We start from the raw sequence: 11,424 nt of genomic DNA, 5'->3' as shown, positions 1-11,424 counted from the left end.
CACCGCGCCGCCTGCTTCGCCAGCAAGCTGTGCTCCAACAGGCGTACCGACCAACTTGCTCCGAAAACAGACCCGTTCTATGGCGATCACTCGAAGTCATAGCGGATTGTTTCGTGGGCGAGCCGACTGGCCTCGTTCGCTAGCAAGCTACGCACAGCATGCACACCTGTTGGAGCAGAGCTTGCTCGCGAACGGGGCCAGGCCTGCTCACACACATGCAGCCCGACACACCGCGCCGCCTGCTTCGCCAGCAAGCTGTGCTCCAACAGGCGTACCGACCACTTTGCTCTGAAAACAGACCCGTTCTATGGCGGTCACTCGAAGTCATAGCGGATTGTTTCGTGGGCGAGCCGACTGGCCTCGTTCGCTAGCAAGCTACGCACAGGATGCACGCCTGTTGGAGCACAGCTTGCTGGCGAACGGGGCAACACGAAATGACCGGTCAGGTCACTCCTTCCACCCCCCCCCCAACGCTTTGTACAGGTTCACTTCGGCTGTCAGCTGCGACAGCCGGTCGGTGATGGCCGACTGCTGGGCGCTGAACAGCGAGCGCTGGGCGTCCAGGAACGTCAGGTTGCTGTCGATGCCGGTGCGGTAGCGGCGCTCGGCTAAACGGTAGTAGTCCTGGTTCGCCTGCACCAGGTCGGTCTGGGCCTGCAGTTGCTGTTTGTAGGTCTGCCGTGCAGCGAGGCCGTCGGCGACTTCCTGGAAACCGGTCTGGATGGCTTTCTCGTAGCTGGCCACGTCCACGTCCTTCTCGATTTTCGCGTAGTCGAGGCTGGCTTTCAGGCTGCCGGCGTTGAAGATCGGGATGTTGATGCTCGGCGCAAAGGTCCAGGTGCCCTGCCCGCCCTTGAACAGGTGCCCCATGTCGGCGCTTTCACTGCCGGCACTGGCGGTCAGGGTGATGCTGGGGAAGAACGCCGCGCGGGCCGCGCCGATGTTGGCGTTAGCGGCCTTGAGGGTATGTTCGGCCTCAAGGATGTCCGGGCGCCGTTGCAGCAGGTCCGACGGCAAGCCGGCCGGTACTTCGGCCACCAGCCCCGCCGCCAGCGGTTGCGCCGCCGGCAGGTTATCGGGCAGGTGCGTGCCCAGCAGCAACACTAGGTTGTCCATGTCCTGGGCCACGGCGCGCTGATACTTGGCCAGGCTGACCTTGGCGGTTTCCACCGAGATGCGCGCCTGGCTCACGTCCAGCGCCGTCGACACGCCCACTTCGCCGCTGTGAGCAGTGAGCTTGTAGCTTTGCTCATAGGCTTGCAGGGTGTCCTGGGTCAGCTTCAGCAGCTCCTTGTCCGACTCCAGGGTAAACCAGGCGTTGGCCACACTGGCCACCAGGCTGATCTGCGTGGAGCGCCGGCCTTCGTCGCTGGCCAGGTAGGTTTGCAGCGCTTCCTTGCTCAGGCTGCGCACCCGGCCCCACAGGTCCAGTTCATAGGCACTGACGCCCAGGGTGGCGGTGTATTCGCCCCCCACCGCGGTCTTGCCGGTGGTGCTCAGGTCAGCCGGCGTGCGCGTGCGCTCGGCCGTGCTGCCAGCGGTCACCGCCGGGAACAGGTCTGCCCGCTGTATGCGGTACTGGGCGCGGTAGGCCTCGACATTCAACGCGGCCACGCGCAGGTCGCGGTTGTTGTCCAGGGCAGTGTGGATCACCACCTGCAGGGCTGGGTCGTGGAATACCTCGCGCCAACCCTGCTCGGCGGCGGCCTGGGCGGCCGCCTCCTGGGCAGGCGCATACGCCGGCCCTTGGGGGAACTGCGCGGCCACGGGGGCTACCGGGCGATCGTAGTGCGGGATCAGCGAACAGCCACCCAGCATGAAGGCCGCCAGTGCCAGAAACGTCAGGGGTCGGGTCATTGTGCGCTCTCCTCTTCAAGAGCAGGTGCGGGTTCGTCCTTGGCCTTGCGTTTGTCGCCAAACAGCGACGACACCGAGACAAAGAACAACGGCACCCAGAAAACGGCCAGTGTGGTAGCGGTCAGCATGCCGCCGATCACGCCAGTACCGATGGCGTGCTGGCTGCCCGCGCCGGCACCGTGGGAAATGGCCAGGGGCACCACACCCAGGATGAACGCCAACGAGGTCATGATGATCGGCCGCAGGCGCAGCCGGCAGGCTTCGATGGCCGCTTCGGTGTAGCTGCGCCCCTGCTCGTGAAGCTCCTTGGCGAACTCGACGATCAGAATGGCGTTCTTCGCCGCCAGGCCGATGGTGGTCAACAGGCCTACCTGGAAGTACACGTCGTTGGACAGGCCGCGCAACGTGGTCGCCAGCAATGCACCGATGATCCCCAGGGGTACCACCAGCATCACGGCGATCGGAATCGACCAGCTTTCATACAACGCCGCCAGGCACAGGAACACCATCAGCATGGAAATGGCATACAGCGCGGGCGCCTGGGAACCGGATAATTTCTCTTCGTACGACAACCCGGTCCAGGCATAACCGACGCCGGTGGGCAGCGTGGCGGCAATGCGCTCCACTTCGGCCATGGCCTCGCCGGTGCTGTGGCCAGGGGCCGGGGCACCGAGGATCTCCACCGCCGACACACCGTTGAAGCGCGACAGCTTGGGCGAACCGTAGATCCACTTGCCACTGGCGAAGGCGGAGAACGGCACCATGGTGCCAGCGCTGTTGCGCACGTACCACTTGTTCAGGTCTTCAGGGTTCATGCGCGAGTCGGCCTTGCCCTGGATGTACACCTTCTTCACCCGGCCCCGGTCGATGAAGTCATTCACGTAGCTGCCACCGAAGGCATACGACAGGGTGTCGTTGACGTCGGCAACCGTCACGCCCAGCGCCTCGGTACGCTCGTCGTCGAGGATCAACTGGTACTGCGGTTCGTCGTCCAGGCCATTGGGGCGCACTTGCGCCAGGATCGGGCTCTTGGCGGCGGCAGCGAGGAACTTGTTGCGCGCTTCCATCAACTTGGCGTGGCCCACGCCGGAGCGGTCCTGCAGGTACACGTCGAAACCGCTGGCGTTGCCCAGCTCCATCACCGCGGGCGGCGCGAAGGCAAACACCATGGCATCACGGAAGCCTAGGAAATGCTTCTGGGCGCGGGCGGCCAGGGCCGAGATACTGTTGTCGGCATTGCGTTCGTCCCAGGGCTTGAGCATGACGAAGCCCATGCCCGAGTTCTGGCTACGGCCGGCAAAGTTGAAGCCCGTGACCGTGAACACCGAACGCACCGCACCGGTTTCCTTGGTCAGCATGTAGTCACGCATGCGGTCGATGACCTGCTGGGTGCGCTGGGCCGGGGTGCCGGGTGGCGTCTGCACCTGGGTGAACAACACGCCCTGGTCTTCTTCCGGCAGGAACGAGGACGGGATGCGTGTGAACAGCCAGATCATGCCCACCACGATCAGGGCGTAGGCCAGCAGGTACGGCACCTTGTTGCGCAGAATACGGCTGACGCTACGCTCGTAGCGGTGCACGCCGCTGTCGAAGGTGCGGTTGAACCAGCCGAAGAAACCGGTGGTCTTGCCGTGGTGCCCCTTGGCAACGGGCTTGAGGATAGTGGCGCACAGCGCCGGGGTGAAGACCAGGGCCACCAGCACTGACAGCGCCATGGCCGACACGATGGTGATGGAGAACTGGCGGTAGATGACACCGGTGGAGCCGCCGAAGAATGCCATGGGCAGCAGCACCGCCGAGAGCACCATGGCGATACCGACCAGGGCGCCCTGAATCTGGCCCATGGATTTCTTGGTGGCCTCCTTGGGTGACAGGCCCTCCTCACCCATCACCCTCTCGACGTTTTCCACCACCACGATGGCGTCGTCCACCAGCAACCCGATGGCCAGCACCATGCCGAACATGGTCAGCGTGTTGATGCTGAAACCGGCCGCGGCCAGGATACCGAACGTGCCCAGCAGCACCACAGGCACCGCCATGGTAGTGATCAGCGTGGCGCGGATGTTTTGCAGGAACAGCAGCATCACCAGGAACACCAGGATGATCGCTTCCACCAGGGTCTCGATCACGCCATGGATCGAGCCGGTGATCACCGGCGTGGTGTCATAGGGGTACACCACCTTCACGCCCGGCGGGAAGAAGGGTTGCAACTGGTTGACGGTCTCGCGGATGGCCTTGGCAGTGTCCAGGGCGTTCGCGCCGGTGGCCAATTTGATGGCCATGCCCGAGGCCGGCTTGCCGTTGTACTCGGAGCTGATGCTGTAGTTTTCGCCGCCAAGGCCCACATCGGCTACGTCGCCGATGCGCACCTGGGAGCCATCGGTGTTGACCTTCAGCAGGATCTTCTTGAACTGCTCGGCCGTCTGCAGCCGGGTCTTGCCGATGATGGTGGCGTTCAGTTCCTGATGCGCCACCGACGGCAGGCCGCCGAACTGGCCGGAAGACACCTGCACGTTCTGGTTGGTGATGGCGGTGGAGACATCGGCCGGGGTCAACTGGTACTTGTTGAGCTTGGCCGGGTCCAGCCAGATGCGCATGGCGTACTGGGCGCCGAACACCTGGAAGTCACCCACGCCGCTGGTGCGCGAGATGGAGTCCTGCATGTTGGAGACGATATAGTTGGCCAGGTCGTCCTTGGTCATGCTGCCATCGTCCGACACCAGGCCGATCACCATCAGGAAGTTCTTCACCCCCTTGGTCACGCGGATACCCTGGTTCTGCACTTCCTGGGGCAGCAGGGGCGTGGCCAGGTTGAGTTTGTTCTGCACCTGCACCTGGGCCATGTCCGGGTTGGTGCCCTGGTTGAAGGTCGCCTCAATGGTCATCGAACCGTCGGAGTTGCTGTCCGAGGAAATGTAGCGCAGGTTGTCGATGCCGTTGAGCTGCTGCTCGATCACCTGCACCACGGTGTCCTGCACGGTCTGCGCGGAAGCGCCCGGGTAGGTCACGGTGATGTCGATGGCGGGCGGCGCGATGCTGGGGTACTGGTTGACGGGCAGGTTGAGGATCGACAGCGCGCCGACCAGCATGATCACCAGGGCAACCACCCAGGCGAAGATGGGCCGGTCGATAAAGAACTTGGACATGGGTTACTCCCCTTTCGCCGCGACGCTGGCCTGGGCGTTGGCAGCAGGCTCGACATTGCTGGCGGCGCTGACCTTCACGGTTTCGCCGGGCTTGACGTACTGCAGGCCTTCGGTGATGACGCGGTCGCCATCGTGCAGGCCGTCTTCGATCAGCCAGTCGGTACCCACGGTGCGGCTAGCTTTCAGTTCACGCAGCTCGACCTTGTTGTCGGCATTGACCACCAGTGCGGTGGGGGTGCCTTTGAGGTCATGGGTCACGCCCTGCTGGGGCGCCAGAATGGCGGTGCTGGCGATACCGGCCTGCAATTGCGCGTGCACGAACATGCCGGGCAACAGGGTGTGGTCGGGGTTGGGGAACTTGGCGCGCAGGGTCACGGAGCCGGTGCTTTCGTCCACCGACACTTCCGAGAACTCCAGGGTACCGTCCTGGCCGAAGGCGCTACCGTCTTCCAGGGTCAGCTTGACCTTGGCGCCGTTGTCGCCGGCTTTCTGCAGTTGCCCGCTGGCCAGGGCCTTGCGCAGTTTCAGCAGGTTGGCCGAGGACTCGGTGACATCCACGTAGATGGGGTCCAGTTGCTGGATGGTGGCCATGGCGGTGGTCTGGGCACTGGTGACCAGGGCGCCTTCGGTCACGCTGGAACGGCCGATGCGGCCATCAATGGGCGCCAGCACCTTGGTGTAGCGCATGTTGATCTGCGCCGTCATCAGCGCGGCCTGGTCCTGCAGCTCGGTGGAACGGGCGTTGTCGTACTCCTGGCGGCTGACCGCCTGTTCAGCGATCAACTGCTTGTAACGGTCGGCCAGGGACTTGGCGGACGCCAGGCTGGCCTTGGCGCTGGCCAGGGTGGCTTCGTACACCGAGGGGTCGATCTGGTACAGCTGCTCGCCGGCCTTGACGTCTGTACCTTCCTTGAACAGGCGCTTGAGAATGACGCCATCTACCTGCGGGCGTACTTCGGCGACCCGGAAGGCAGTGACGCGGCCAGGGACTTCACGGGTCAGGGCGTAGGGTTGTGGGTGCAGGGTTACCACGCCGACCTCGGGCGTCTGCTGGGCGGGGGCGGCCGCCTCTTTATTGCAGCCGCTGAGCAGGCAGGCCAGGGCCGCTGCGGCGACCACGGTGGTCACGCAAGGCTTGAGTTTCATGGAAGGTCCTCGTTGCGAGCAAATAGATAGCTAGCTAACGACGTTAATGTACAATTGTGCATTCACGATGGAGAGTGGGTGCGACCTGATGTCGGGTTGGTAACCGAGGGCGTACCCAGTGCTACACGAAAACTGCGAACCTGCTGGGTCTGACAGGCTCAGAAAGGGATAGGGGCGTCGATGACCGGCGCTGTTTTTCTACTCACAAGGAGTGAGCGATGAACCTTCCGGCTTTTTTTCTCAACGCGGTGGTGTGCACCACTGCAGCCCATGACAACTGCATGCCGCCGCAGTTTGTGTGGATGGCGCCCAAGTTTCTCAACGACGACGCCCGCGCGCAGCAATGCAGCGCCCGGGCGCAGGGGCTGAACAAGGCGCAGGAGGACAAGACGATTTTCTACCGCTGCGATGCGCGACGGGGGGCGTGACCGACCGCGTGTGGGACCGGGCGAAGCTCGGGAAGGCGATGCCGCGGTCTGGCGGATACACCACCCGGTCCCACTGGTAAAACCAAGCGCCGCATCGTGCCCTATGGGCGCGATGCCACTTCTTCCAAGTGATTGAGCAAATCCAGCGCATCTTCATAGACCCTCAACGCCCCCGCGCGCTCTAGCTCCGAGATGTCATAGCCACCCGAGAGCACGCCAATACCGGTGGCCTTGCAACGCCGGGCCGCCAGCATGTCCCAGATAGCATCGCCCACCACCAGGCATTGCTCGATCGGCACACCCATTCGGTCAGCGGCGGTGCGGAAAAGCGCCGGGTCCGGCTTGCCGTATTTCACCTCATCACGGGTGATCAGCGTGACCTCGTCCAGGCCCAGCCCCAGTGCCTTGAGGTTGATGTGGGCCGTATCACTGCCGCCGCTGGTAGCGATGCACCATTTGAACCCACCCTGGTCAAGCGCGCGCAACAACTCGACGGCCCCGGGCAGCGCAATGATCTGGCCCTGCAGCCGCTCGTAGGCTTTGGCATGATGTTCACTCAGGCGTTTGGCCTGGGCATCGTCGATCTCAAGGCCCGTCTCGCGGCACAAGGACTTCAACATCAACCCCCCGCTCATACCGATTTTTCGGTGGATGCGCCACATCGCCAGCGGGATCTTCTCGGCGTCCAGGGCTTCTTTCCAGGCGGCCACGTTTTGGTAAACGCTGTCGGTCAGCGTGCCGTCGAGGTCGAAGATGAATGACGTTTCCAACTGCATGGTCAACACTCCAGCATTCAGGGGGCCGCTGGCTGATCGGGTTTGACCGGCCATGGCGGCATTACTGGATTCGAGACCCGTGCGCGGCAGGCGTTCAGTCTTTCGCCGCAGGGCTGCGAAAGCGGGGCATTGCCAGCCGCCTGGATGGCCAGACGTTGGACAGCAGCGTACATTCGCATGACCGTATGCCTGACGTTCGCCCACGACTTGATCTGCACGCTCCATAGCATTGCCGTTGTAGCCGAATACAAATAATACAAGGACTGTTTCTTCATGCCTGCCCTGTACCCCAAAGCCGCTAGCCCTTCCCTCTTGCCCTCCGACTGCGAACACCGGTTGGAACTGCGCCACCTACGGTATTTCAAGGCCGTTGCCGAAGAACTCAATTTCACTCGCGCCGCGGAAAAGCTGCATATGGCTCAACCCCCGCTCAGCCAACAGATCATGCAACTGGAAAGTGAGCTGGGCGTTACCTTGCTCGAACGTCATACCCGCCCACTGCGGCTCACCGAGGCGGGCGAACAGTTTCTGCTGCGGGTCAACCTCATTCTGAGCGATATCACCAGCAGCGTTCGCGATATCAAAGGTATCGCCGAAGGCAAACAGGGTCGCCTGGCGATCGGCTTCGCCGGCTCAGCCATGTACAACAAACTTCCCGAAATCCTGGGCATGTTCCAGCAGTGTTACCCCGCCGTGGAGTTGACGTTCAAGGAATTGTTGGCCGCCGACATCGCATCGGCGCTCATGGCCCGTACGATCGATATCGGTTTCTCTCGCCCGCCCATCAATGAAACGCCCGCGCTGCAGCAAAAACTATTGCTGAACGAACCTTTGGTCGTCGCACTGCCAACCGCCCACCCTCTGGCCACCCGCACGCGCATTAGCCTGGCCAACCTCGATGGCCAAAAAACGGTTCTGTACCCACGCTACCCCCTGCCAAGCCTGACGGATCTGATTCTGAACACCCTGGAAGCTGCCACCATCAGATTGGACATTGTCCAGCAGGTGGAGAACCTTCAGGCGGCACTTGGGCTGACCCGCGCCGGCGTCGGCTTGACCTTTGTCCCACAGAGCGTGGGTGCGGAACCTCGCCAAGGCATTGCCTTCGTTCCGATAGAGGGCGACCTCCTGTGCTCCCCCATGAGCGTTGCCTGGCTGGAAGAAAACAGCATGGCGGCGGTGCACAATCTGCTACCCATGCTGGATTTGACGGTTACCGTACCCAGCGCCTAGCGACCGCCCGCTACACGCGGTGCAATTGCTCAAGCATCAATACATCCAGACGACTAAACCCGCCGGTAACACCGGCATAGTTGCCCAGCACCCTCAGCGGCATGGCATATTCATCGAGCAGGCGGAACAAGTCGACACGTTATTTGCAATAATTTCGCCCAAGTAGTGTGCGGGCTGCCAGCGCATTGTTTTCGATGTACATAGAGCGTTTTTATAAGGGAGCGGCACATAATCTGTCAACGCGACAGCCCACTATATACAGGCCGTCTGAAACTATACTTCAGCGATATTGGACCATTCAGAAAGCGACGCTTAGTGTGTCATTCCCACAGGGTGATACACGGCTTTAATGTGACACTGCCCTGGAGAATAAATATTAAAAGGACGTGATATGCCGGAATTGCTTATTTCGTTATGCCAATTACGGCCTGGCGGGTACGGGAGCGAGCGCCCGCTGACTTACTGGATCTGACTCGGCGCTACCGGGCCCGGGGTAACGGTCTCACATCGAGGAAACTCATTGGCCAGGTATCTGGAAATTCTGAATAAACGCGCGGACATTCTGATCTGTACTGCATTCTTGGTCCTGTGGTCCTCAGGATTTGCCATCGTCAAAGTGGGCCTGACGTACAGCAGCCCCCTGCTGTTCCTGTGGCTACGCTATGCCCTGGTGGTACTGGTGTTGACCCCCCTGATACTGATTCAACGCCCCCCGTTGCCAAAAGGCCGCCAGTGGCTGGGCCTCATCGTCTCGGGGTTGTTGATGCAATGCGTGTATTTCGCCGGTACCTACCTGGCGATCAGCGCCGGGATATCGGCGGGGCTGCTGGCACTGATTGTGTCGATGCAGCCGGTGCTGGTGGGTGTGGCATCGCCCATCGTGCTGCGTACCCCCGTTGCCCGGCTTCAGTGGCTGGGGCTGTTGCTGGGCTTCCTGGGGGCGATCGTGGTCATCCTCAGCAAGTCGCGGGTGGAAACCTTCACGGCGCTGGGCCTGGGCCTGGCGGTGATCTCACTGCTTGGCCTTACCGGCGCCGTGTTGCTGGAGAAAACCCTGCCCCCGCAGCCGGTGCTGGTTTCATTGGCCGTGCAGTACGTGATGGGGCTGGTGGTGGTCGGGCCTTTGGTGCTGGTGGCCGAGGTACCCCGGCTGGAGTTGAACGGGGCGCTGCTCGGCGCACTGGGTTACCTGGGGCTGTGCAACTCACTGCTGGCCGTGGCATTGCTGATGTTGATGGTGCGCCGCAACGAAGCGGCCAAGGTGTCAGCGGTGTTCTTTCTGGTGCCACCTTGCGCGGCGCTGTTTGCGCTGTGCGTGCTCCACGAGCCGATGCCTCTGCTGGCCTGGGCCGGCGTGCTGCTGGCGGCAAGCGGGGTGAAGTTGTGCACCACGAAAGTGGCGCGCCAACCGGTGGGGGGCGAGCAGTAACGCATCTGGCGGTGTTGGAATCCGATTGAATCCCCGGCGACGATGGCGGTCGGTTAATAGGAGAGCATGACGACGATAACCCAAAGGAGGCGCCCAATGAGCCTATCGATGACTATCTTCAGCATGATTGCCGCCTGGTTGGCGATTGCCTTTGCCATGTTGTGGGGCATCCTGCGCATCGCCCGCCGGCATGCACCCCCCGCGCCTGAGCCAGTACGCCGTGAGCGCGCGCCGCTGGTGCCACGCCACGCGGCAGCCTAGGCCGTGGCGAGCGGCCACCCCACCACGCCGGATGGGCGTTATTTTGTGGTGAAAGGGCAACTGTGGCGGTGCTCCAACCCGGCGCTGGATGAAGTGACTCGCTCGGCGCTGGTCGCGCAGTTGATGGCGGCGCGGCGGGCGGTGCGGGCTGCCAATGCAGCACAGGATCCGGCAGCGTTGCGGGTTGCGCGCGCTGCGGTACAGGAGGCGAAGGTCGCACTGGGAGAGCGTGGCGCGCCGTGGTGGAGCGATGGAAGCCCTGACTTCAATCGCAAACGGGTGATGAACACGCCATATGCACAGTGGTGGCAGGCGTTGCAGGCATGATGTTGGGCGTAGGGCCCAGGCGCCACGTGACCTTGTAGACCGGACGCCAGCTCGGGAAACGGGCAGCGCGGTGTATCGGGCATCACGTGGTGCGCCGTTTCCGAGCGTCGCCCGGACCTCGAGCACACGCGTGCGTCCCCCCTTCGCCGCTGCCGGGGTATGATTGGCTGGAACCCGCCAGGAATATGGACATGCCCACCGGACAATGCCTCTGCGCCAACGTCAGATTTTCCCTTGAGGCAGCGCCTCTGTTCTTCTACCGATGCCACTGCTCCCTGTGCCGCCGGCAGACGGGTACCGGCTACAACTGCGCGACCATCGTCACCGCCGCCCACTTCCACTGGCTGGCGGGGCAGGCCGATATCAGTACCTGGCAAAAGCCCAGCGGCTACCGCAATGACTTCTGCAAACAGTGCGGTACCACCGTGCCCAACCTCCTGCGCGGCTTGCCCTATGTGTGGGTACCGCTGGGGCTACTGGACCCGCAGACCCATTCAATGACCTGCATTGGCGACTATTGCCTGAACGATGCGATGGCATGGGACACCTTGCGCTCGCACACTTGCTTGGAGGGCGCCCCAGCATCGGTGGAGTCGCTGATCGCTGCGCTGGGGGTCAGCCCGTTGTAGTAGGCGCAGCTGATTCGACAACCATCCGATCAAGCGCCTTCCTGATATTCACCTGCATGGCGACGCAGGAGCAGCTCAAGGCCGAACTGTTGCTGGCCCTTGTGAGATCGGGAAGGGCCACCGTGGTGCGGCAGGGTGACCGCAGCGCCTGCTTCCCGAGCTTCGCCCGGTCCCACAGAGAAAACCTCGCTA

The 11,424-nt window shown here is 62.7% G+C and carries 10 protein-coding genes; 6 read left to right on the top strand and 4 right to left on the bottom strand.

Going from position 1 to position 11,424, the window contains the following annotated elements; all coding sequences use genetic code 11:
• Positions 1 to 447: 447 nt before the first annotated feature.
• Genes adeC through QBK88_RS30230 form a run of 3 tightly spaced genes read right to left on the bottom strand, consistent with a single transcriptional unit; the run spans position 448 to position 6,149 of the window.
• The gene (gene adeC / locus QBK88_RS30240) at positions 448 to 1,857 is read right to left on the bottom strand and encodes an AdeC/AdeK/OprM family multidrug efflux complex outer membrane factor (RefSeq protein ID WP_277964968.1); all 1,410 of its coding nucleotides are present in this window, start codon (positions 1,855 to 1,857) and stop codon (positions 448 to 450) included.
• A complete protein-coding gene (locus tag QBK88_RS30235) occupies positions 1,854 to 5,003 on the bottom strand; it encodes an efflux RND transporter permease subunit (RefSeq protein WP_277964967.1) in 3,150 nt (1,049 codons plus the stop codon). Before QBK88_RS30235 ends, adeC begins: the two co-directional genes overlap by 4 nt.
• Before the next feature lie 3 nt (positions 5,004 to 5,006).
• Positions 5,007 to 6,149: an efflux RND transporter periplasmic adaptor subunit gene (locus QBK88_RS30230; protein ID WP_277964966.1), complete on the bottom strand. Its 1,143-nt coding sequence runs from the start codon at positions 6,147 to 6,149 to the stop codon at positions 5,007 to 5,009.
• Positions 6,150 to 6,367: 218 nt separating this feature from the next.
• On the opposite strand from QBK88_RS30230, the gene QBK88_RS30225 reads away from it, so the two are divergent.
• Entirely contained in the window at positions 6,368 to 6,577 is a 210-nt protein-coding gene (locus tag QBK88_RS30225; protein ID WP_268151183.1) for a hypothetical protein, read from the top strand.
• A gap of 101 nt (positions 6,578 to 6,678) precedes the next feature.
• On the opposite strand, the gene QBK88_RS30220 is transcribed toward QBK88_RS30225, so the two are convergent.
• The gene (locus QBK88_RS30220; protein WP_277964965.1) at positions 6,679 to 7,353 is read right to left on the bottom strand and encodes an HAD family hydrolase; all 675 of its coding nucleotides are present in this window, start codon (positions 7,351 to 7,353) and stop codon (positions 6,679 to 6,681) included.
• 336 nt (positions 7,354 to 7,689) lie between these two features.
• On the opposite strand from QBK88_RS30220, the gene QBK88_RS30215 reads away from it, so the two are divergent.
• From QBK88_RS30215 to QBK88_RS30195, 5 genes are all read left to right on the top strand, one after another.
• Positions 7,690 to 8,586, top strand: coding sequence for a LysR substrate-binding domain-containing protein (locus tag QBK88_RS30215; RefSeq protein WP_277964964.1), 897 nt, complete (start codon positions 7,690 to 7,692; stop codon positions 8,584 to 8,586).
• A gap of 520 nt (positions 8,587 to 9,106) precedes the next feature.
• Positions 9,107 to 10,015, top strand: coding sequence for a DMT family transporter (locus QBK88_RS30210; RefSeq protein WP_277964963.1), 909 nt, complete (start codon positions 9,107 to 9,109; stop codon positions 10,013 to 10,015).
• A gap of 96 nt (positions 10,016 to 10,111) precedes the next feature.
• On the top strand, positions 10,112 to 10,276 hold the full coding sequence (locus QBK88_RS30205; RefSeq protein WP_277964962.1) for a hypothetical protein: 165 nt from the start codon (positions 10,112 to 10,114) through the stop codon (positions 10,274 to 10,276).
• 3 nt (positions 10,277 to 10,279) lie between these two features.
• Entirely contained in the window at positions 10,280 to 10,603 is a 324-nt protein-coding gene (locus tag QBK88_RS30200) for a hypothetical protein (protein WP_277964961.1), read from the top strand.
• Positions 10,604 to 10,794: 191 nt separating this feature from the next.
• A complete protein-coding gene (locus tag QBK88_RS30195) occupies positions 10,795 to 11,232 on the top strand; it encodes a GFA family protein (protein ID WP_277964960.1) in 438 nt (145 codons plus the stop codon).
• Positions 11,233 to 11,424: the final 192 nt, after the last annotated feature.

Origin of the sequence: Pseudomonas sp. RIT-To-2, assembly GCF_029623465.1 — a bacterium.
GTDB lineage: Bacteria > Pseudomonadota > Gammaproteobacteria > Pseudomonadales > Pseudomonadaceae > Aquipseudomonas > Aquipseudomonas silvicola.
Note: the sequence above shows the minus strand (reverse complement) of the source record. Positions and strands in the feature narration are given on the sequence as shown.